Below are 21,478 nucleotides of genomic sequence, written 5' to 3'. Positions count from 1 at the left end.
CTGCTATTTTCCTATCGCGGCAGTCCGAACTGCAGCAAGCAGTAATCGAAACCCCGATCCTCAGGATTTTCAGTCCGCGAGCCCAACCCCCATCAACAGGATCACACGCTCGTGCTCAGGCATATCGTGCGGCTAGATATGGAACATGCCGCTGGGCGGGCTCTGGCAGAAATATCGCCGAATGGATTTCGTCTATGAAGATGAAATCTTGAGCAGCTCCTTCGCAGCCTTCCCAAGGCGATATTTTGTGGGCACTGTGCGTAATAGACAGGATCTGTATAGCGGGTCGATTAAACCGTTATGTCACTGATTTCAATAACTGCTTCGCCTGCCACGAGAAGAATGACGACTGAAGGCCAAGCCTGCGTGAGTATCGACTTCAGCTTTGCATTCGATGTGTTCCTGCAAGTGACCCACAAGATCTGGGGTGGTGAGCCGAGTTGGGTGACAAGATCGACCAGATCGCGGTCTTTCGTCAGCACAACGGCTCGCGCCTCGCGCGCGGCAAGAAAGATGTTGCGATCTGTTGCGTCGCGAAATCCCAAGGCCTTGACCGGCAAGGCCTCAACGCCGTATGTCACGCGAAACCATTGAGCGATATCAGGAGAAATCTGCGCGTCGAGCCAGATCTTCACGCAGCGAGGATTGGGTGATTGAGCCGACTACTGGCAAAGCGAAGACAAGCCGGGATATCTTCCGCTTCGAGGTCCGGCAGTTCCTTGAGGACTTGCTGCTGAGTGAGTCCTGTGGCAAGCAGGTCCAGGACGTCGATCACCCGAATCCGCATACCACGGATACAGGGCCGCCCTCCGCACTGTGCAGGATTGACGGTAATACGTTCTGCGAGTTCAGCCATAATCAAAACCTCCTGAGCAGATCCGTAGCCTAGATACTGACAGATCCCAAGGCCGAGGAATAAGTCTACTGAAAATCCGGTCCTATATCTACCACCCAGGCCCCTTTCCCCATCCCCCCGTTCACTGACAGGTTGGGTCAGCGGAGGCAGGGTCAAACTCGTCATCGCGCACGTCCAGGACGAGTTCATAGGGAGCCATGGGCGAGAAATTCGAGCGCAGGGCCACGGACTTCCCGACCACATTGGCTTGCACGCTCCGCTCGATAAACGTCGCCAGCCGGAGCAGGTCCACCACCGGGCCGCCGATCCACTGCTCGGTAATTTCCGGTTGATGCGAGGTGCCGATTTCGAGATTCATCGCCGGTCCGAACTGAGCATATTCCGACAGCCGATCGTTCGCCGGATTGGACGCATAGGCCCGGATCTCAGCCGCGAACTTCCGCAACCCCGCCACCGACCCGACAATACGCCATTCCTTCGCCGCATCGCTTTTCCCGCAATAAAACCCCAACTCGCGCCAAGCTTTGCGCGTAACTTCATTCGCCATGACGTCTCTCCTTTAATCGGATGCTGAAACAGTCCGCCAGCTTCGTTCTCAGCTCGTCGAAATCCTCAACGTACCCCTGAGGGTACGCCTCCGGTTTCGACTCGCCTGCGGCCTTGCTGGACGGACTGTTTGAGCATCCTACGAATCAAGAAAAAACTTCCGCCAAATTTTCGTGTCCTCGGATATCTACTTGACGTAAACCACTCCAGGCAAATCCTTCAAGTCCGCGTCCCCTGTGACGACCTCAGCTTCTTGGTCCCGAGCAGTGGCATACACAATCGCGTCGGCCATCGCTAAACCATGCTTCAAGCTCACATCGGCAGCGAGGAGGGCAATCGACTCTGTCAATTGAACCACCTGGGTGGCGCTGAGCCGTCCCGCGAACAATAATGCCGTCTCCTCCCCTCGTTCCCGCTTGATCTTTTTGTAGACCTCATACAGCACGATGGTCGGCGTGATGAGCTGATACCGGGAGGTGAGATAAGGCGCATATTTTTCGGCGAGTGGTCCACCCGTGAAGAATTCAATCCATCCGCTGGAATCCAGCAAGACCTTCACAATCGGTCCTTCTTCTCCCGAAGATCCGTTTTAGACATGCCCTTGAGCGCGCCCTTGAGTGATTTCAGAGGGACTTCCGGCACCAGGGTGATGACTCCGCCCTTTTCCACAATCTGCAACCGCTGGCTCGGGGCAAGATGAAGCTTTTCCCGCACTTCCTTGGGAATCACAATTTGAAATTTCGGTGAAATCGTCGTCATGGCCATGATGGACCTCCATACCAATTCACGATCGATCATAATATCGTCGTACGCTCTAGGTCAAGACAACCCTCTTCCTGGACGGATACTGAAACAGTCCGCCAGCTTCGTTCTCAGCTCGTCGAAATCCTCAACGTACCCCTGAGGGGCACGCCTGCGGCCTTGCTGGACGGACTGTTTGAGCATCCTACGGGAGGGAACTCTTCTTGTTCAAGGCAGGTAGCAATAATATCTTGGAGAAGACTGCCTCCGATGCTCCCTGATCCCGCAGAGGGCCATGCGGAGGTTCGATGAACTACTTGTTCGAGGCTGCAATGAATTGCTCAACCGTCAGCCCCGCTTTAGCGATCAGACTGCGTAGCGTGCCCCGTGCAACTTCCGCGTGATTGGGTATCGAGAGAGTGGCGATGTGGCCTGGCCTAGTCATGATGATATGACTGCCTTTCTGGCGAACCATCTGCCAACCAAGACTCTGAAAAATCTTGATGACGTCGGATGGAGAGAGAAGGGGAACCGGCGGCATTACGCGATGACTTCCACTTGACGAGTAAGAACGGTCAGCGGCATCCCCATCTCAGCACGCGCTTCAAGGCACTGCTTGATCGCATCCTGCACATTGGTTTGCGCGTCCGCCTCCGTCTTACCTTGACTGACGCATCCAGGAATAGCGGGGCATTCAGCGATATAGACCCCATCCTCGTCGCGCGTAATGGTAATCGTAAACTTCATGGCGTCTCCTCTTCCTGTTCTCTCTCCCTCAACACAAGAACCCCTACAACAACCGGCATCTATTCATCGCGGCCAGGCTTCTTGCGTCTCGCTTGCCCCGCTCATCGCGCCAGTCCCCCATCATTCGCCAGCGCCACAAGCGGTCGAAGATAAGTCTACTGAAACATTCAAGGTTTATCCACCATTCGATCCGTCATCGCGCTTGAATGAGATCAAACTTAAGGGGTCTGACCCAGTTACCCCCGACGAATCAAGAAAAGACTTTCGACCCCTTTTCGTGTTTAATACGTAGACTGTACGTCACGCTAGCAGGCTCAGCTAGCCGGCCTCGATGAGATGAGGCAGAAAACCACCATCCACATATCAAGGAGGTGTCATGAAGGTGAAGAAAGCAGCGAAGAAAATCGGCAAGAAGGTGGTCCGGAAAGCCTCCAGCGTCAAACGGAACGTCAAAAAGAAGGGCGCTGCCGTGGCATCGAAGACGAGCAGCCTCGCCAAAGCGTCAAGTACGAGGGCACGTAAAGGAGCCGACGTCGTCAAGCGGAAAGCCACGAGCGCTCAGAGCGCCGCAAAGGCCAAAGCGCGCAAGACCGGTAGAGCGATCGGGAAACTGATCGGGAAAATGATCGGAACGACCGAAAACATGATCGACCAAACGGTTGCGGCTGCTAAAAACAAATTCCGTTGAGTGACCTGTGCTCGCTCGACGGCCGCAATCAAAAGCTCCTGATGCCCTTGCTTTGATGGCTATTGAATGGGGAAAGCGAGCAGGAATGGACGCGCGCAGTGAGGGACGCATCCCGACCATCCTGAAAAAGCGCCACCGGCGTTCAGTCTTCCACACCGATCACGAGGAGAACCGTATAGTCTTGCTTCTTGCAGTCCTCGACTGGAGGCATCGCCCCTCCTGGAGCAACGGGAAACGCAAACTTCTGTACCTTTTCCGGCGAACAGGATCCATCACCCGCCGCCGGTCTATAGCGCGCTGAGCGGCAGGCCAGGTGCGTCACATCATAGAGCGTCGCGCCGTTATCGAGCTCCCAGCGGCTATCACCATTCTTGTCGGCGGGATACACGGTCAGCACAGCCGTCACCGCGCGGTTACCCGTGACCAAGTATTTGCGAGGAGGGACCGGGAAGTCCGGCGACTCCATGATCAAGCCATGTTCCTCAAGCCACCAGTCTGCCTCGTCGAATCTCCAGCCAGCTAGGGCGACTCCACCCGCATCCTTCAACCGACCATAGTTGTTCAGATTCACGCCGCGAGGGCCGGGGTCCAGACGCCACAGACCCCACAATTGCGCGCCGCTCCCGGAGGTCGCACCTGGATCACCCAACGCCGCGATGAACTGCGTCGGCATGCGCTGGAACCTCGCCTGACCTCCGCCTGCGACGTGAAGCAGCTGACCCACGGCGACCATCGTCACAACCAACGCCGCCGCAAATCCTAGGCGGCTAATCAGATGCGGTGTTCTCCACGTTGGCTTCAACGATGCACCTCGCGGTGAATGGGTTCACGGAAGGAATTTAAGAGGTCAGACCCCTTTATCTCTGCTTCTTTGCTCTTATCGTGTGTCCGAACCAAACGCCTGGCTAGGGTTTGATCGATGCAGCTGATTATCTTGTAACGAGAACTGTTCACATCGGCCCAATACTGTTACATCGAGAGGACACCGTGCTCGAGGGTTGTGAAGAACAGAGAAATCACCACCGAGTTGTTCAGGGTGATTTGCACAGTCTACTCCTGAGTGCAATACGGCGGAACAGAACGAAGACTCTTCGTCGAGAAAGGTTCGCGTTGAGACTGGGGAGCCGTTAGATTTTGAGACCTCTGGCCGATATGCATAGAAAGAATCTTTCTGCTCAAAGGTCTTCACGTCGATCGAAATAGTAAGCGGGCCAAAGGGGAGAAAAGCTTGGATAAAATACGGTATCGAGTTTCCATAGGGAGCGTGCCGAATCCCTCGAGAGTTAATAGCGAGAACATAGTGGTCTTCAGCGGAGACGATTCCTTTGGCCAATGCAGCAGTATATTTTTTTCGCTTTTCAGAGAGCGCATTCGTGAAACGCAAGAGAATCTGTTCGGTTGGAACATTGGTCGCCTCGCCAAAAACAAGCTGTGGAACTTGGTCAGGCCCATTGCCGGAATCAGGCGCAACTGCCTCAAACCAGACACGCTCACGCCCGAGATAGGAATAGAACTCCGGACCCTCATCTCCGTGACGGTGGAGTTCGAACCCATGCTCAAGTAAGGCAACAGCGAGATACATCTCCCAGAATCTCTGGAGAAAATGGTTGCGTGCATCTTCACGAAAATGGATATCGGCGAGTGGATAATACCGCCCCCAGAGATCTTCGACAAAGCGTTTGTGGTCGGCACCACGAGGATGATCTCGTGTATTCAGATACCCCAGATCGTGACACGGCCCATCCATGAAAAATGGCACGGGTGGTAATGGCATATCCAAGTACCTACGGAGGGTTTAGGTGCAATGCATGACGACTCGCAGGAGCAAGGATTGAGAGAGTAAAGGCGCCTGACACATTTATTCCTTCTAGGTGTGCTTAGGCCTGTTCGTCGAGTTGTTTGAGTGATTTTCCATCCTTGGTTTTCCAGGCGGTAAGTCCGTTGGCATTCCCACCGTGAATAACTACCGCTGCAGCAGATGGACTAGAAAACTCCGCATCCTTGGTCAACACCAAGAAGCCGTCTTTCTCAATGAGCGTACCATCGGCGATGAGTTGTTTGCGCTGGGCTATGACATAGGGATAACTCTCGGCAGATGGGCGTTCCTCTAAAACAGCCGTGGAGCCGTGGAATATGACGAAGCCGTTCGCGGTTCGTTGACCTCGCGCCTCGGCCCCTTTAATCCGACAAAAGAGCACACCCCCTGGTTGAGGTCTCGCAGCGGGTTGAGCAATCGGGGCAAGAATGTCGGAGCCGAGGACGGGAAGAAGCTGTCGAATTCGCGACAGAAAGACTTCCATGTCTTCACGGTCAGATTCAGGAAGCTTCGAGCCCCCAGCCTGATTCTGCTCTAGCGTAAACCTACCGACCTCAGTGGCCTCTGTTAGGAGGCGGCTCTCAAGATATCTCACATGTGCCTTTGTCAGGTTCTCGTCCTTACTCACAAAAACGATTGCCGAGACCCAGAACTCCTTAGTCTTGTGCTGCTTGAGTCGTTCACGAATAATCTCCGCCTCCCCAATATAAGCACGGGCCGCATTGGTAAGAGGGTCGCTGCCAATGAGGATATAGACGCCGGCCTTTTCGAGTTCCTCGCGAGCTAGAAGCTCGTCTAGTTCTGTGCGGGGCGCGGCGACAGCCTTGCCAGTCCAGTTAGAGATTTCGGCAGTGCGCAGGCTCTTCGCATCTCCGCGTGGAAGGAAGAGTTTGATCGTGGCCGAGGTCATGTGTGCACCATATGCATAACTAATAAGTCTGCCGCAGCCCGCCATTACAGCATGGCAGGATCTCGTGGGCGAGTTTACTGCAACCGCCTGCTCTTATCCACATAGGGGAGTCGCCAGACTGTCCTTCACTGCGCGCGTCGAACGAAATCTGGTTCATCTGGTCTATCTCGTCTATCTGGTTTGTCTGGTTGATCGGACAGGGGGAGGTCTGCCTGGTCTATCCTGTCTGTCTCGTTTACCTGGCTGGTCGGACCGAAACCCTCATCAGAAGAACCAGATAGACCAGAAAGACCATCTAACCAGACAGACGAGCCCACGCGCGTTCCGCGAGCAGGAGGACGACCAGGCTGCCCCCCTGCCTGTCTGAGGCCGCGCGTTGCGCGAGCACAGGAGATCAACGGGCCACCCTTCCCATCCGTTTTGTGTGCGCGATCTGCGAGCAAGAAGGGCGGCCTGGTTGCTACCTATCGTCGCCAATTCAGACCGCGGTGATGTAGTTGTTGAGCAGCCGACAACCAGCGAAGATCGTTGCCTCTTCATTCCGAATCCAGCGACTGATGACACCCAGGTAGGTGAGTGTGTCCGCGACCGCCTTGATGTCTCGGATTCCGGTGTCGGATTGGGCCTTGATGGGATTCACGGGCTTCCCGCACTCGATCAGGTAGCACAACAGCCGCCGCTCGGGGCCCTCGCCGATTTCCGCCGCCAGACGCTGCACGAATGGCTCCCACTGACACCGACCCACCGCGACGGCATCGCTCCCATAGTGGAGAAGCAGCTTCGTCAGGTAGGGGTGGTTCCCCGTCCAGGCGGCCAGGTGAGGACTCGTGTCTTTGCCGATCAGTCGTCGCGTCTCCCCATCGAGCAGGACTGACAGGGGAAACAGGCGAAAATTCAGGCCGCCCTCTGTCCCGGAATGGCCCAGCAGCGTCCGTAGTCGGCGGCCACCGGTTACGACGAGGCCGGCTGTTCCCTCCGCCGACAGGCGCGCGAGTAACGGTGCAATCGCCTGGCCGTCGGCATCGTCCAGATTGTCCAGGACCACGATCGATCCGGGCAGCACATCGAACCGGAGTGACGGATATATGCCACAATCCACCTCGACCACTGTGCGGTCCGACAGTCCCTTCAAGGCGGTGCGAACCAGCGAGGTCTTCCCCAGCTTCGGCCCGCCGATCACCGCCAGCGATTCGCCCCTCGCGATGCGCCCACGCAGGTTCCTGACAAGCCCTTGCCGACCAATGAATGCGTCTCCCGTGGCGGGGCAAGGAGTGAACGGCAGGATGGACATGGCCCACTGTACCACGTCTGGTTAATCCCCTACTGCGCGCGTCCACTCGTGCTCGCTGTTCCTTGCTCAGCAAGTAAGGGCGTGAGGAGCTTTTGACTGCGGCCGTCGAGCGAGGCCCTATTCATAACCAGTAACCTTCCCGTATCACCAGGGGAGTCGCCAGACTGTCCTTCACTGCGCGCGTCGAACGAAATCTGGTTCATCTGGTCTATCTCGTCTATCTGGTTTGTCTGGTTGATCGGACAGGGGGAGGTCTGCCTGGTCTATCTTGTCTGTCTCGTTTACTGGCTGGTCGGACCGAAACCCTCATCAGAAGAACCAGATAGACCAGAAAGACCATCTAACCAGACAGACGAACCCACGCGCGTTCCGCGAGCAAGAAGGATGGTCTGGCGGATCCCCCTTCCCCTCTGCTCCGAGCGCAAAAGATCAGCAAGGGTCTTAATCAGGCCAGTTTATCGTGGGAAGTCTGCGAACAAGAAGAATAGTCTGATGGAGGAGTGAATCCGGTTCAACCTATTGATGTTGATCGACCCATTTCTTGGCTTTCCCAAGCGCAATCACATTCGCCTTACTTTCCGTACTGCTGACCTCATGCGACTCACCCTGGAGAGTTTTCATCGGCGCCCGGCCGCCCATTGAAAGCCATGCGAGCGCCTTTGGCATCCATCGGTCATCTCCGAGAGATTGGGAACAGGCTTTAATCTGATGATTTTTGTACGTCACCCACTCAGCCAATTTTCTCTCCCTTTCATCTCATGCGCTCGTCACTTCAAGGATAGCAGATACGGCCCATTCATTCTCTAAAACCTTATCGCCTTTCCACCTCCAAGGGCCTGGCAGAGAGCGGAGCAACTTCACCGGAGGAGCGGGGCCCCATCCCCCTTCTTTCACTCTGCCTCGGATGGAAGGGTTGGGCACGGAGACTTTCGACATAGCGCCAGATGCCAGTCAGTTGGCACACCAGGTGCCGTGGCGCCGCTCTGCTAGTCCGGTCAGGCGCACGGCCAATAGTACAACGATCATGTCGCGTCTCGATCCATCGCATCATGGCGAAGCCGGAGCTGCCCACCCTTCATCAGCCGAGGCGGATCTTCCACCTGGCTGAGTCCGATAGGGTCGCTCCGGGAGGTGAGGACGCGACCGCTCTCTGCCAGGCCCCCTCTTTTCTTGAGGGGCCATCCCCGCATGCAATGAAGGGCTTCCTTTCCCCGCATCGACCGTAACTCTCCCATTCCTTCTCAACCCCTGAATTTCCCTCACTTCTCGTCAGCCATTTCCTCTTTCCAACGTCGGCATTCCGGTTGCTCAAGCATCTGGCCAACGGGCGAGTCGATCGCGGATGAGAAAGGAGGTGGATTCAGCGCGATGCGACATCCCGAAAGACTCAAAGCCCGATAACCATTGACCCATGACCCAGAACCGTTACCCAAGAAGGAGTGCCATCATGCAAAAGCCCTCGTCCGTTTCGTCAGGCAACATCTCCCCCGCCATCGTGGGACCGAGCAGGGACACGAAGGAGGTCTATCTCCTCAGCGGGCTGGTCTTCAGCCTGGCTATCGTCATCGCCGCCTTCTGGTTCTACTCCCAAGACCTGGCCGTCTCATCGGCCACTAGCTCCAACGACCAGCTGACCGACAGTCAGGTCACGACCCTGCTCCAGAACCAGACTCCCCCCAACCCCCTCAGCGAGCCCCTCACCAAGTTGGCCGCCACCGGAACCGGTGACACCGTCCATACGGATCTCTACTTTGAAGTCGGACGGAAGGGCCTGACGGACGAGGCCAAGTCGATCCTCGCGGCGCAGGCCGACATCCTCAAAAAGAACGGGGACTGGGGCCTGCTGATCCAGGGCTATACGGACCAACAGGGGTCGGCCAGCTACAACAAGAAGCTGGGTCTGAAGCGGGCGGAGACGGTGAAAGCGGAACTCGTGAACGCCGGCGTTGCCGAGAACCAGATCAAGACGGTCAGCCTGGGTGAAGAAGGCGTGCTCTGCCTCGATACCAGCGATGTCTGCCGGAATATGAATCGGCGGGTGCATTTGGAGATGCGGAAGATCGGACAGGCACACATGATCGTGCCGACCGTTGCCACGCAGGCCCAGGAGAGCCTCCTCCCCTCCACTGACGAACCCAGCGGAACTGACCCTTCCATCCCCCTCATCGACTACACCTCCGGCAGCTAACCGGAGCAGCCTGTGCCCCTGGCGGAGACGATAGGCTCCGCCAGGGCCGGTTGATCGACGAGTAGCACCACCATTCCTGACGAATCACGAGGCACCAATCATGACCTGGATCGCGAGTGACAAACCCCGCACCATCAACCACCTGCCGACTCTCTGGATCACGCTGTTCTTCACCCTCTTCTCCTGGGCCGGCGGGCTCCCGATCCTGCATGCCTGTGGAGAGGAACCGGCTCCCCTTGAAGGGACCGTCGGCCTGAGCGATGTGACGCAGGGCCGGCTGCTCTTTCGCACCGGTCAAGCCGGGCGCTTTATCCCGGCGCCCACCCTGAAGACCGACGTGCAGATCACCGTGACCGGCGTGATCGCGCGAGCCATCGTCACACAGGAGTTTACGAACCCCGGCAAGGATTGGGCAGAAGGCATCTATGTGTTTCCGCTTCCCGACAGCGCCGCCGTCGATCACCTCCGCATGAAGATCGGCGAACGCATCATCGAAGGCCAGATCAAGGAACGGGGCGAGGCGAAGAAGGTCTATGAGCAGGCCAAACAGGATGGGAAACGGGCGAGCCTGGTGGAGCAGGAACGGCCGAATATGTTTACGACATCCATCGCGAACATCGCGCCGCGCGACCGCATCACGATTGAAATCGAATATCAGGAAACGGTTCGATTCGACCAGGGCACCTTTTCGCTCCGCTTCCCCATGGTCGTTGGACCCCGCTACATCCCCGGCACAGCAGTCCTTGTCGAGAACCAACCGCAGGCCGGTCAGGGCATGGCGCTGGATACGGATCGCGTGCCGGACGCCTCGCGCGTGACGCCGCCGGCCGAACATCTGGACTATGGCTCGATCAACCCCGTCGGTCTCTCGGTGGATCTGGCGCCAGGGTTTCCGCTCGGCAAACTGGAATCGGCATCTCATTCGATTCTTGTCATTCCCGAATCCGACGGACGGCGGCACATCACATTGCGCGAGGATACCGTCCCGACCGACCGGGACTTTCAACTGACCTGGCAACCGGCCCCCGGACAGAGCCCCACCGCAACCCTCTTTACCCAGCAACAGCAAGGAGCCACCTATGCCTTCATGATGGTGATGCCACCGGCCAGGGTGGAAAAAGAAACGGTTGGTCTGCCGCGTGAAACGATCTTCATCATCGACACGTCCGGCTCGATGTCCGGCACCTCGATCGAACAGGCCCGCGCCGCATTGTTGATGGCGCTCCCCCGGCTGACGTCACGCGATACGTTCAATGTGATCGAATTCAACAGCATCGTCCATGCCCTCTTCCCCGCGCCGCAACCGGTGACGACTACGACGATGCGGAAGGCCATGAGGTTCGTCGACCGCCTCGCAGCCAACGGCGGAACGGAAATGCTGCCGGCGCTGACGCAGGCGCTGAAGGCTCCGGCCGACGAGAACCGAATCCAGCAAGTGATCTTTCTCACCGACGGACAGGTGGGCAACGACACCGAGCTCTTCGAGTTGATCCGGCAACGGCTGGGTCCACGCCGACTCTTTACGGTCGGCATCGGCTCGGCACCCAACAGCCACTTCATGCGGAAGGCCTCCGAGTTCGGCAGGGGAACCTTCACCCACATCGGCAATGTGAACGAGGTGAAGGACAAGATGGATGCGCTCTTCCGCAAACTGGAACATCCGGTCCTGACGGAGATTCGTCTAGCAGGCACCGGCCTGGATCACGCCGAACTCTTTCCCTCCCGCATTCCGGACCTCTACGACGGTGAGCCGATCGTGGTGGCGATCAAGACCTCGTCGTTGCCTGACGAGGTGACGATCCAGGGGAAGGAGGGAGCGACGCCCTGGAAGGCAACGCTCACGCTGACACAGAGCCAATCGCGCGACGGATTGTCGGTCTATTGGGCGAGGCAGAAGATCGCCGCGCTGATGGATCACGAACGCTCCGGCCAGGCTGATGCAACCCTGCGCCAGGCGGTGCTCGATGTCGCGCTGCCCCATCATCTTGTGAGCAAGTACAGCAGCTTGATCGCGGTCGATGTCACGCCGGTTCGTCCCCTCGACAAGAGCCTGATCGGCCATGCGATGAAGACCAATCTGCCGGACGGACAGGATTCCCAGGCGATGCTCGGTCTGCCGAAGACCGGGACGAATGGACAGATCCAATTGCTGTTCGGGCTGTTGCTGCTGGCGGCAGCGGGCCTGCTCTGGAAAAGACAGAAAGTGGTCGCATGACCCTGCCGCATATCAAGACCAGGGTGGTGACAGGGCTGGTCCTCACCCTGGTCCTGCTCGGCCTCTGGCAATGTGGAAGCGGCGCCTGGATCTATGTGAAGGCCGAACTGGCCCAAGCCCTGCTCCAACGGGCTTGGGCCGACACGCGGGCAGGCCAAGGACAGATGAAGCCCTGGCCCTGGGCCGATACCTGGCCAGTGGCCAGGCTCACGGTTCCCTCGAAGGATATCGATCTCATTGTGTTGAACGGCGCCTATGGCCGGACATTGGCCTTCGGACCAGGCCATCTGGAATCGAGCGCCGCTCCCGGCTCGATTGGGACCACGATCCTCACCGGACACCGCGATACCCATTTCAGGTTTCTCGAGAGGCTTCAACCAGGCGAGACCATCCGGCTTCAACAGTCCTCAGGTCGGTGGCTGCAATTCACGGTACGGAATCGCCAGGTCGTCGACTCTCGAAGCGCCTGGATTCGTTCCGATGATGATGAACGACAGGTAGTCCTGATAACCTGCTATCCGTTCGATGCCATCGTGCCAGGGGGACCGCTGCGCTATGTGGTATCGGCCATAGAGGAGCCGTGACGCTCCGACGAGACGACGGTGATATCGGTCGATCCATGAAGGATGACCGGAAGGCTGCCGCAGCAAGGACAGGCTCCTCTGCTCAACCCCCGCGACAGGCACATGTGGACATCACTCGTTCTTCTGCTATACTTGCCCCATGTCTTTTCTGTTCACACGGCATATGAAAGTCATCGGGTGGCTCACGCTCCTACTCTGTTTCTGGAGCACGGGAGACCTGGTCGTCGACCTGGTGTTTGAAGAGCCGGACGTGACAGCCGATGCCTCTGTGCCGTCCGAAGAACCTGGCAATGCTGCCGAGCATCTGCTCATGCCCTCGCAGCGAGCGGTCCACTCGGTCGCGGACGTCTTCGTCGCGGCTCCGGCAGTCGCCATTGCGCTTCTCTCTACGAGCTTCACATTGCCGGATCACGCATCGTTACGAGTCTCTTTGTCTGATCATCAACCGCCTCCCACTGGTTCCCTGTCCCCGTTGCTCTCCCTTCGCATCTAGACCCATCCAGCATCTCCAAGTCAGACCGTCGTTCGATCGATCGACGGGTATGTCCTATGTCCACGGAGGTCTGTGATGCAGTACGGCTCTATCTGTTCATGTGCTTCGGCTACATTCGTTCGTCTGATCCTGACGACCTGTCTCGTTCTTGCGCTGAACGACCAGGCTGCCCCCCCATCCGCTCTGGGGGCAACCGGCATCGCCGACAACGAAACCGTCTTGATCGAAGGGGTTCAGATCGATGGACTGGTCCATACGACGCGGGACACCATCATCCGGTTGTTGCCTCGATCCCTTCCTGCCGAGTTCACCAAGGCCGAGGTCGAAGAGTTCGAGCGGCGGGTGCGGAACCTGAGCCTCTTCGATCGCGTCCAGGTGACGCGGGCCGACAAGAAGATGACGGTCGAGGTGCAGGAAAAAATCACCCTGGCGCCGATCCTCAACTTTACGAGCGGCAGCAGCGTGAAGGATCTGAACGCCACCATGGGGCTGGTGGAATACAATCTGTTCGGCACCGGCACACAGCTCGGGGGCCAGTTCAGCTACAGCCAGCGAGGGCCCAACGTCGACCTCTGGCTCTCGCAACATGCCTTCGAACCGGATCGGTGGGCTAAAGAGATCAAAGGAAACTACAACGTGAATGGCATCCGGTTCGCCGACTCAGCCTCCACGTGGAATCGTAATCGCATCGGGAGCGAGTTGGAACTGAAAGGGCCGTACCGATATGGCTCACCCTTGCGATATGAGGTGGTCGTGAAGTTTTACCGCGAACAGATCGACGACGAGAAAGGCGTGCAACGTCCGCCTGACGGCTATTACGTCGGCCTGATTCCTGAACTGACCTGGGACAAGTACCATTGGCACGATCTGGTGCCGAGCGGGTACCGAATCGCGCTGGAACTCCGCCCCGGCTTCTTCTTCGGCGCGAATCAACAGCGCCATGAATTCAAGTTGCGCTACCTCCAGGGCATCCCGCTCGCGCCAACCACTGTGCTGATGATCAACAGCGTGGCGGAAGCGGTCAATAACTCAGGCAACGCGAATCACAGTCTCCTCATCGGGAGTATCACCGGCATACGAGGGCTGTCCGACAATCTCTATCGCAACCGCGCGCAGGCCTATACCAACCTGGAATTCCGGCATGCGATTCAAGTTGCGCCTCGCTGGGCGGTGCAAGGGGTGCTCTTCTCCGACTTTGGCACGTTCCAGTCCTTCACCGAAGATGGAAGACTTCGAGACTGGCGGGGAGCTGTGAACGTGGGGACCGGCCTGCGTCTTGTGCCCACGTTTCTCTCCAATACGATACTGCGAATCGACCTGGCCCATCTGTTTTCGCCGAGCCCGAACTCCCTCGTTCAATTCGGTATCACCCAGTACTTCTAAACCGCGAGCAGGGAGATCAGACAGGGTGATGCGCACGTGCGGGAGAGAGACAACCATCGGAACGAAGGAGTCCAGGCTCGGTCATGGCAGTCGATACCGTGACCCGGCCTGGTTGATGGGAAGGGCCTGGCTGCGGTGCGGCATTCGGCTACACCAAAATAAGTCTGACGCATCCAGACAAGCATGAACGGGCTGAAAAACCCATCATCCCGCAGCCCTTTTGGACTCAAGAGACTTTCAGTGGTTAGTATTGTCGGAAGCCTGTGACTCCCGGCGAACTGAGGTGGAGGTGTTGGAAGCAGGGCGGTCGGTTCGCACACATTCTGCACAGCTGCAGGCTAGCTCTCGCGAGGTTTCTCTCAGCCACTGAGAATATGGAGCCGGCGATCCGGATTGAACGGACGACCTGCTGTTTACGAAACAGCTGCTCTACCAACTGAGCTACGCCGGCCCTCGCGAGAGAACCCACAACTTACACGGGTTTTTTCTCAGCCTCAAGAGGTTTTTCGTTCAACGCCACAGGATTATCAAGAATTCCGACCTTCTCAAGGCCGTTATTTAAACCGGGCCAGAGGCTGCAGCCTGACCATGGCCCCCTGGCCCGGCCCTGGAAGACAGAGGGGCTCCTGCTCCTTGACGTACTGCTCTTGAGATATCTTGAGGACCTGCCCCTTGGTATAGGCGCAGAGCTCACCAGCCAAGATCGTCCCGTCCTTATCGAGATCTGCGGCCCCGCCCAGGCCCTTGAGCCATTGATAGGCAAAAAGCCCATGCTGGCCCGGGTCATAACTATGGGATGCTTGAAGTCCCCGGTTGCCGATCATCCACATAATCTTGTCTTTGACCGCCCCCTCCTGCCCCCACAGAGGAACGGCCAGGGCTGCCGACTCCGCGCCGGACGCCGACTCAAGCGAGAGGTCGAGCATCACGATAGCCTGCTGAATGGGCAACCTCTCCAACGATTCCTGCAGCCGGCGCAGCGAGTAGAGGCGTGTCCCGGTTGTCGCCATACTGTCGAACAACAGCATCGACACGGCGCCGGTAATCGGATCGACCACGCCCCGTCCCGTGACCGAGATATAGACCACGGTGGTGGGGTCGGCCAGTCTCGGCAGCCATTCCTCCAGGGCCTCGGCCAGGTCGCTCTTGAGGGCATGGCCATCGAGCAGCGTACGCATACGCGCGTGAGGAATCCCACCGATCGATCGCAAGTAGATGGCGGTCTGCTCCGCATCCCGCGTCGCATACTTGACCCGGGCGATACCGCTCTCACGAAACTGCCCCACGCCGACGACGATCCCGATAGCCTTCGGTTGCTTGAGCAGACCTGTTTTTGTCGGCAGCTGATCGACGTCGACCGGCAGAGACTGGGCCCCCGGCGCAGAGGCAGGCTTCATCGCCACGAGAAACTTTTTGGCAGAGGGCAGCTGGACCGTTGGAGATCCGGCACGCAACATCAACGTGAGCTCCGCCTGCACAGCAGCTGGAACCTCGCCGACTTTGCCGTCCAACGTCAGGCGTTTGACTTCGCCTGGCTGCAGATCGCCGACGGAGACCAGACCGGGAATCTGCTCGACTAAGGGCGGCGTCGCGGTCATCGACAGTTCCATGGCCCGTGCCATCCCCGGCCCTTCGTTTTTCACTTCGACCTCGATCGCGATGGCTTCACCGGCATGCAGCACCTGATTGCGATTTTCATCGCGAACAATCGCACGGAAAATGATCGTGGCCGGCTCATCGACTTGCTGTGGCGCCGGAACCGCTGCTGACGATTGCGGCGCGACGGGCTGCTTTACCGCAGAGGATACTCCCCCGGTTGCAATCGGAGAGGGGGGCGGAACGGTCGCCACCGGCGCCTTGGCGCCACCAGCCTTTCTAGTTTCGGCAGCGACGATGATCTTCGTCGATGTCCCGAGATGCTTGGCCATCCCGTCTGTGACGAGGCTCACGGCCTCCTGGGCAATCTTCTCAAGTCCCGTCACGTCACAGGAGGAGGCGCTGACTTCGACTTCTCCGCGGCCGATGCTTTGGATTTTCTTGCTATAGAGGAGCGTACCATCTGCCGCCGTATAGGAAAAATCCAACCCCACTGAAACCATCGCCGGATAATTCTTATTGGCCTTTCGCACGATCGCCAGATCGACATGGGCCAGGCCCAACGACGCATCGACATACCCATCCACGATCGCGGGGGATGCGGTCTCTCCCGTCAGGACCTTTTCAAAGACGCGGCCCGTTTTTCGTGTGAGCTGTTCCTGCAAGGGACCGCCCAGCGACAAGGATTGCTGCTGGCCACAAGCATCCTGATAGGTAAGCTGCGACGCAGCGATACTGGGAGCAGAACGAAGTTGGACGGTCAAGGGGAGATAATAGCCGATCGTATCGCCGTTTCGGCTGGAGAAGAGCCCGCAGCTCGTCAACGCCCCAACACAGAACCCTGCAACAACCCATGAGGCTGTGCGAAATAGAAAGGAGGAATGCGCGGAATCAATGACATGCACCATCATTCTTATACAGAAAAGCATCCAACCAGCACAACCAGCGACTGGCTCGCCGAAGCCTGTCCGTAACCTGGCGAGAGTCTTTCAATCTCATCATCTCTCATCAAGGGAGTGGCCAAGGTTGCCCTTGTCTGCGCGCATCGAACGAGCACCGTTTCATCGTGCGCGTTCTGCGAGCAAGAAGGGCACCTGGCCGCTCCCTCCCCCCCTCGTTGACAGCCCCACCACCCTCGGCTAAGTTCTCCCGCATGACCGAATCTTCTTCATCGGCACCGGAATCGTCCGTTGTCACGCCACGGCTCTCCTGGTCGGCCATCACCAGACTCATTCGCCTCCAGAACCAGACCGGGACCTGGCTGCTCATGTTCCCCACGCTCTGGTCGCTGGTCTTGGCGGCTCGCGGCCTGCCTCCGCTCCGGTTACTCGCGATTTTTGTCGCCGGCTCCTTCGTGATGCGCAGTGCCGGCGTGGTGCTGAACGATCTGGCCGATCGGTCCTTCGACCGGCACGTGGCGCGCACGTCGATACGGCCCCTCGCGTCCGGTGAACTAAGCATCGCCCATGCCCTGCTGGTCCTCCTCTTCTTTCTCTCCTTGGCCTGCCTACTGGTGTTACTACTCGACCCGTTCACGATCCTCTTAAGCCCGATTGCCGTCCTTTTAGCCGCCCTCTATCCCTTGGCGAAACGTGTCATTCACGTACCGCAAGCCATGCTGGGGATCGCCTTCGGCTGGGGCACCGTCATGGCCTGGGCCGCCTCGCGAGGAACGATCGAAGGGCCTGCCTGGTGCCTCTTCGCGGCGACGGTCTGCTGGGCGATCGGGTACGACACGATCTACGCCTTACAAGATGTCGTGGACGACCGCCGAATCGGGGTGAAATCCTCGGCGTTGTTGTTCGGTTCGTCCACGTGGATCGCCGTCGGCACGGCCTTCGGCGCGATGCTGCTGCTATTGGGACTCGCAGGCTGGCTGACCCACATCGGCTGGGTCTACTATGCCCTGCTCATGGCGATGGGAATGTGGTGTGGGAGACAAGCCCTGAAGCTCAGAGGGGCCATACCGGCCCCTACTGCCTTCCACATGTTTCAACAACATGTGTGGGTAGGAGCCGCCATTTTGACTGGACTGCTCGCAGGATTTCTACTCTAAGCTCAGCCTGCCGGCTTTTCGATCGGAGCATCCGGCTTCGGCGCACGCAAGGTCCCGAGGTACAGAGTCACGGCTTTGGCATCGGCATCGCTCAACCCGAGTGCCGGCATCCTGGTTTCGGCTTTCATGGCCTGCGGGTTCTTGACCCAGCGATAAATCCAGGTTCCATTCAATCTGAATCCTGCACGGTCGAGCGCCGGCCCCACCTTGCCACCCTCTTCACCGAGACTATGGCAACCGTTGCAGCCATACTTATTGGAATAGAGCCGCTTGCCCAGCTCTATCAATTCGGCAACCTGCTCGGGCTTCGTCGTGAGATCGGGGCGGGCGATATTCAGACCTTTGCCTGGTCGCGTGGAGAAGTTATTCAACGCAGCCTGGGCTGCGTCGAGTTCTTTCTTGGCCTGCACCATGGCAGCCAATTCCTTGGCATAGGAGGATTCGTCGGCATCGACGTCCTTCTTCAATTCTGCGCTCTTCTTTTCCGCCTCATCGCTCGCCTTCTTCTCCGCGGCTTCATAGGCCTGCTTGGTCTGATCGGCCTTGCCTTGCGCCGTTTGGAGCAGCGCCGTTAACTCGTTCTTCCGTTCCTCGACTTTAAACTCCAGCTTCATGCCGTGGAGGCCTCGGACATAACCCACGATGGCCCAGATTTCATCCTCGGAGAGGGTGTACTTGAAGGTCGGCATGGTCGGCACGGCGAAATCGTCGTCGCCGATCTTGTCGCCGCCGGGACTCGTATCTTTCATGTCGCGTGAGACAGTATTGAAAATGTCTTCGTCTTTGAAGGTCCCCATCTCCGACTTGTTCGACAAGTCTTTCGGTTTCGGATCCGGCATCGAAGACCAATTGAAACCCTCGTTCTGGCGGCCGTTCTCTCCGTGACAATGCATGCAGTAGTGGCTGTAGAGTTCCTTGCCCTTCTGCTGCTGCTCGTTGGCACAGCCCCCGACCACCATGGCCCAGACGCCAACCAGTCCCCCCACCATTCCTAATACTTGTAGGCGAGCCGCCTTCATGCTGATTGCCCTTTCTTTAGCTTGCGGATCAGTACGAACTGAAATCCGAGAGCCAAGCCCACGGCGAGGAGCGCATAGTAATAACCGGAGTAATCCGGGGGTGCTTCTGCACGGAAATACCACCAGGAGGAGACCGCCTTCTGCGATCCCTTTTCTTTCAGTTCGCCGCTTGCGTCCTTCTTGCCGTCCCACACGGCGAAGGCGATATTGACGAATCCACCTTGGGCAATTTGCGTATCCTCGTCCGCATGTTCGGTGGAGAGAGGGCGCGTAAAGACGACCTTCCATGTGCCATTGGCATAGGCGCCTTTGGCCTTCACGTCCTGATGCGACTGGACTTTCAGCGTGCCAAAACCCTTGGCATTCATGTCCAGCGCTTTGCCGTCTTTGTTCTTCCAGAACCAGATATTGACCGGGCCGCCCTCTACCTGCGCCATCGGCTGGCCATGCGCAAAGTGAGCTTTCTTGTCGCCCACCATGAATTGAATCGCCGCGGCATCGTCCGGATCTTCCGTCGGGTCCGTATACTCCAAGAGAATGGCGACGTTTGTTCCGTCATGTAAGGCGCGCACGTTCAGGTCTCTGACCGTCGCTTCCAAAATACGATTCGGCCAATGAACTTGCGGCGACATCGGGAATCGAGCCAGCGTGGCGCTGCTCCATACCGCCGCATTCGGGTCATCGACCGGCAGAGCGCCCTTCACCAACGGGGCACTGACCGACACGCTTTGCAAGGTTGATTCAGCCTGAACGGTGGCCGCGGACTTTTCCTCGGCAGAACCAGGCTGCACAGCCAGCAATTCCATGGCGAGCCATGCACCGACAGCAACCGTCGGAACGATGTAGTTCAGTCTCTGTGTCATAAGTTCCGTCCTCTCTCTACTCACGTCTCAGAGGGTGCGGCGGTGGGCCTTCCACTGCGCGCATGCACCGGTCACCTTCTCAACGTGCGCGGTGTGCGAGCACAGAAGGCAGGCACGCCTACTCCCGTCTACTCCCAGGTCCTCGGCGCTTGATGCGCGCCATCGTACTCGCCCATGATAATTTTCCAGATCCATTCGTCAGGAAGCTCGACTTCCCAGCGAGGCATCGCGGATTTCCAGGGCATACCTTCGATCGGGAGGCCGACGCCGCCCTTCTTGATACGCCAGAACAGATAACTTTCTTGAAGCATGGCGATGGTCGTCGGATCGGAGAAGTTGGCAGGGGGAGGATTGAATCCTCTGGCTGCCGGCCCCTTCCCGTCGAAATTGCCTCCATGGCAGGGAGAACAGAACGCGGCATAGAAGCCCTTCCCCTGCTGGATCGTGTCGGGTGTCTTGGGAACGGGATTCGACAAGCCGGTGTATTCCCCTGGCGGAGCCGGGTGAATCGTTCGATTTTCCGATGGCGGCGCGTCGCTGGTTGCGGTGCTGCTATAGGTTTGCCAGCCGACCATCAAGGGAAACAGCAGCAGGACGCCGTACCGCAATACTTGCAGCCCGCCGATATTCTCTCCCGTCAAGAACCGTTGAATCGGGTTCCAGAACGCATCCTTCGACTCTCCGCTCAACGTGGCGAAAATCACAATGCCCGATGTCGTCAACATCAGATACAGAAAGATGAGGCTGGCCGGCAGCGGCGCCGATCCTGGGATATTGGGCACCACAAACTTCAAGATCGCATAGACGATCCCAATCAATATGACCGGCTTGAGCAACGAGCCCCCCATACGTTCCTCCTCAGTGCGCTTGCGCCACGGCCACTGGACCGGATTGAGCGACCTTCACCGGAGCGGCAGGCGCCTGTCCCGGCACTTCGAGTTCAGCAACAGTGACAGAAATTGGTTCTCCGCTCATCTGCTGCAGGAATGCGATGACCGAGAGAATTTCATTCTTCGACAGCCCGATCGGATTCTTGTTGATATAGGGCATCCGTGCCGGATACTCCTTCGGTTGTCCTTCATGACGATAGTCGAGATAAATATAGGCCTGCGGCTGCGTCAAACTTTCAAACAGAAACTCACGGCTCAACTTGGCCCCGATTCCCTTGAGGTCCGGGCATCGGGCGGACTCGCTCGGGCCGATGGTATGGCAGAGCGCGCATTGGCCCTTGCTGAAGAAAATCTTCTGCCCGATGGTCGCCATATCGGTTGGCGTCTTAACCGTGGCAATGTCGAATTTCTCTTCAACCGGCGGCAACGAGGCCATCTGCGGCACCGATAACGCGGTGAGCGTAAAGAGCCCAAGCACGATCGCAACAAATCCGATGACCCGCACGAATTGGGCACGGACCAGGAGGAGGATTAGGGCCCCGCTTCCGACGACCGCCAGCCCGATCAACTGCAATTTAACAACTTCGCTCATAAGA

At 58.0% G+C, this 21,478-nt stretch carries 25 protein-coding genes and 1 tRNA gene; 7 read left to right on the top strand and 19 right to left on the bottom strand.

Annotated features, from left to right (window positions below; translation table 11 throughout):
- Positions 1 to 290 precede the first annotated feature (290 nt).
- From Q8N00_11040 to Q8N00_11010, 7 genes are all read right to left on the bottom strand, one after another.
- A complete protein-coding gene (locus Q8N00_11040) occupies positions 291 to 635 on the bottom strand; it encodes a DUF5615 family PIN-like protein (GenBank protein MDP2383329.1) in 345 nt (114 codons plus the stop codon).
- Positions 632 to 856, bottom strand: a complete 225-nt coding sequence (locus tag Q8N00_11035) for a DUF433 domain-containing protein (GenBank protein ID MDP2383328.1) — start codon at positions 854 to 856, stop codon at positions 632 to 634. The genes Q8N00_11040 and Q8N00_11035 overlap by 4 nt, the downstream gene beginning before the upstream one ends.
- Positions 857 to 977: 121 nt before the next feature.
- Complete coding sequence (locus tag Q8N00_11030; GenBank protein ID MDP2383327.1) at positions 978 to 1,403, bottom strand: hypothetical protein; 426 nt, start codon at positions 1,401 to 1,403, stop codon at positions 978 to 980.
- Between the two features lie 186 nt (positions 1,404 to 1,589).
- Positions 1,590 to 1,961, bottom strand: a complete 372-nt coding sequence (locus tag Q8N00_11025; protein MDP2383326.1) for a type II toxin-antitoxin system VapC family toxin — start codon at positions 1,959 to 1,961, stop codon at positions 1,590 to 1,592.
- Positions 1,958 to 2,167 carry an AbrB/MazE/SpoVT family DNA-binding domain-containing protein gene (locus Q8N00_11020; protein ID MDP2383325.1) on the bottom strand — a complete coding sequence of 70 codons (210 nt, stop codon included), beginning with the start codon at positions 2,165 to 2,167 and terminating at the stop codon, positions 1,958 to 1,960. The genes Q8N00_11025 and Q8N00_11020 overlap by 4 nt, the downstream gene beginning before the upstream one ends.
- A gap of 289 nt (positions 2,168 to 2,456) precedes the next feature.
- Positions 2,457 to 2,684: a type II toxin-antitoxin system HicA family toxin gene (locus Q8N00_11015; protein ID MDP2383324.1), complete on the bottom strand. Its 228-nt coding sequence runs from the start codon at positions 2,682 to 2,684 to the stop codon at positions 2,457 to 2,459.
- Positions 2,684 to 2,890, bottom strand: coding sequence for a type II toxin-antitoxin system HicB family antitoxin (locus tag Q8N00_11010; GenBank protein MDP2383323.1), 207 nt, complete (start codon positions 2,888 to 2,890; stop codon positions 2,684 to 2,686). The genes Q8N00_11015 and Q8N00_11010 overlap by 1 nt, the downstream gene beginning before the upstream one ends.
- Before the next feature lie 376 nt (positions 2,891 to 3,266).
- Here Q8N00_11010 and Q8N00_11005 point away from each other — a divergent pair, with 376 nt between their 5' ends.
- Entirely contained in the window at positions 3,267 to 3,578 is a 312-nt protein-coding gene (locus Q8N00_11005; protein ID MDP2383322.1) for a hypothetical protein, read from the top strand.
- Between the two features lie 142 nt (positions 3,579 to 3,720).
- On the opposite strand, the gene Q8N00_11000 is transcribed toward Q8N00_11005, so the two are convergent.
- From Q8N00_11000 to Q8N00_10975, 6 genes are all read right to left on the bottom strand, one after another.
- Entirely contained in the window at positions 3,721 to 4,380 is a 660-nt protein-coding gene (locus Q8N00_11000) for a hypothetical protein (protein MDP2383321.1), read from the bottom strand.
- 75 nt (positions 4,381 to 4,455) lie between these two features.
- Entirely contained in the window at positions 4,456 to 5,352 is an 897-nt protein-coding gene (locus tag Q8N00_10995) for a hypothetical protein (GenBank protein ID MDP2383320.1), read from the bottom strand.
- Between the two features lie 103 nt (positions 5,353 to 5,455).
- On the bottom strand, positions 5,456 to 6,304 hold the full coding sequence (locus Q8N00_10990) for a GIY-YIG nuclease family protein (GenBank protein ID MDP2383319.1): 849 nt from the start codon (positions 6,302 to 6,304) through the stop codon (positions 5,456 to 5,458).
- Positions 6,305 to 6,782: 478 nt separating this feature from the next.
- Positions 6,783 to 7,610: a hypothetical protein gene (locus Q8N00_10985; GenBank protein ID MDP2383318.1), complete on the bottom strand. Its 828-nt coding sequence runs from the start codon at positions 7,608 to 7,610 to the stop codon at positions 6,783 to 6,785.
- Positions 7,611 to 8,111: 501 nt separating this feature from the next.
- Positions 8,112 to 8,261, bottom strand: a complete 150-nt coding sequence (locus Q8N00_10980) for a hypothetical protein (protein ID MDP2383317.1) — start codon at positions 8,259 to 8,261, stop codon at positions 8,112 to 8,114.
- A 356-nt stretch (positions 8,262 to 8,617) separates the two neighbouring features.
- A complete protein-coding gene (locus Q8N00_10975) occupies positions 8,618 to 8,785 on the bottom strand; it encodes a hypothetical protein (protein ID MDP2383316.1) in 168 nt (55 codons plus the stop codon).
- Between the two features lie 257 nt (positions 8,786 to 9,042).
- Here Q8N00_10975 and Q8N00_10970 point away from each other — a divergent pair, with 257 nt between their 5' ends.
- The 5 genes from Q8N00_10970 (at position 9,043) to Q8N00_10950 (ending at position 14,458) form a co-directional block, all read left to right on the top strand.
- Entirely contained in the window at positions 9,043 to 9,783 is a 741-nt protein-coding gene (locus tag Q8N00_10970; protein MDP2383315.1) for an OmpA family protein, read from the top strand.
- A 100-nt stretch (positions 9,784 to 9,883) separates the two neighbouring features.
- The gene (locus Q8N00_10965) at positions 9,884 to 11,998 is read left to right on the top strand and encodes a marine proteobacterial sortase target protein (GenBank protein ID MDP2383314.1); all 2,115 of its coding nucleotides are present in this window, start codon (positions 9,884 to 9,886) and stop codon (positions 11,996 to 11,998) included.
- Positions 11,995 to 12,582 carry a class GN sortase gene (locus Q8N00_10960; protein MDP2383313.1) on the top strand — a complete coding sequence of 196 codons (588 nt, stop codon included), beginning with the start codon at positions 11,995 to 11,997 and terminating at the stop codon, positions 12,580 to 12,582. Before Q8N00_10965 ends, Q8N00_10960 begins: the two co-directional genes overlap by 4 nt.
- A gap of 139 nt (positions 12,583 to 12,721) precedes the next feature.
- The gene (locus tag Q8N00_10955; GenBank protein MDP2383312.1) at positions 12,722 to 13,075 is read left to right on the top strand and encodes a hypothetical protein; all 354 of its coding nucleotides are present in this window, start codon (positions 12,722 to 12,724) and stop codon (positions 13,073 to 13,075) included.
- A 75-nt stretch (positions 13,076 to 13,150) separates the two neighbouring features.
- Complete coding sequence (locus tag Q8N00_10950; protein ID MDP2383311.1) at positions 13,151 to 14,458, top strand: hypothetical protein; 1,308 nt, start codon at positions 13,151 to 13,153, stop codon at positions 14,456 to 14,458.
- Between the two features lie 375 nt (positions 14,459 to 14,833).
- Here the strand turns inward: Q8N00_10950 and Q8N00_10945 are convergent.
- Both Q8N00_10945 and Q8N00_10940 read right to left on the bottom strand, forming a co-directional pair.
- Positions 14,834 to 14,909 (bottom strand) — tRNA-Thr (locus Q8N00_10945).
- A 103-nt stretch (positions 14,910 to 15,012) separates the two neighbouring features.
- Positions 15,013 to 16,878 (bottom strand): hypothetical protein, encoded by a 1,866-nt coding sequence (locus Q8N00_10940; protein MDP2383310.1) that lies wholly within the window; start codon positions 16,876 to 16,878, stop codon positions 15,013 to 15,015.
- 329 nt (positions 16,879 to 17,207) lie between these two features.
- Here Q8N00_10940 and ubiA point away from each other — a divergent pair, with 329 nt between their 5' ends.
- Positions 17,208 to 18,110 carry a 4-hydroxybenzoate octaprenyltransferase gene (gene ubiA, locus Q8N00_10935; protein ID MDP2383309.1) on the top strand — a complete coding sequence of 301 codons (903 nt, stop codon included), beginning with the start codon at positions 17,208 to 17,210 and terminating at the stop codon, positions 18,108 to 18,110.
- Between the two features lie 2 nt (positions 18,111 to 18,112).
- Here the strand turns inward: ubiA and Q8N00_10930 are convergent, their stop codons facing one another.
- From Q8N00_10930 to Q8N00_10915, 4 genes are all read right to left on the bottom strand, one after another.
- Complete coding sequence (locus Q8N00_10930; protein ID MDP2383308.1) at positions 18,113 to 19,129, bottom strand: c-type cytochrome; 1,017 nt, start codon at positions 19,127 to 19,129, stop codon at positions 18,113 to 18,115.
- Positions 19,126 to 19,992 carry an ethylbenzene dehydrogenase-related protein gene (locus Q8N00_10925; GenBank protein ID MDP2383307.1) on the bottom strand — a complete coding sequence of 289 codons (867 nt, stop codon included), beginning with the start codon at positions 19,990 to 19,992 and terminating at the stop codon, positions 19,126 to 19,128. Before Q8N00_10925 ends, Q8N00_10930 begins: the two co-directional genes overlap by 4 nt.
- Positions 19,993 to 20,120: 128 nt before the next feature.
- On the bottom strand, positions 20,121 to 20,840 hold the full coding sequence (locus Q8N00_10920) for a cytochrome c (GenBank protein ID MDP2383306.1): 720 nt from the start codon (positions 20,838 to 20,840) through the stop codon (positions 20,121 to 20,123).
- A 10-nt stretch (positions 20,841 to 20,850) separates the two neighbouring features.
- On the bottom strand, positions 20,851 to 21,474 hold the full coding sequence (locus tag Q8N00_10915; GenBank protein ID MDP2383305.1) for a cytochrome c: 624 nt from the start codon (positions 21,472 to 21,474) through the stop codon (positions 20,851 to 20,853).
- Positions 21,475 to 21,478 lie beyond the last annotated feature (4 nt).

The sequence above is a fragment of the Nitrospirota bacterium genome (assembly GCA_030684575.1).
Classification (GTDB): domain Bacteria; phylum Nitrospirota; class Nitrospiria; order Nitrospirales; family Nitrospiraceae; genus Palsa-1315.
This window is presented reverse-complemented; position numbering and strand designations above follow the sequence as displayed.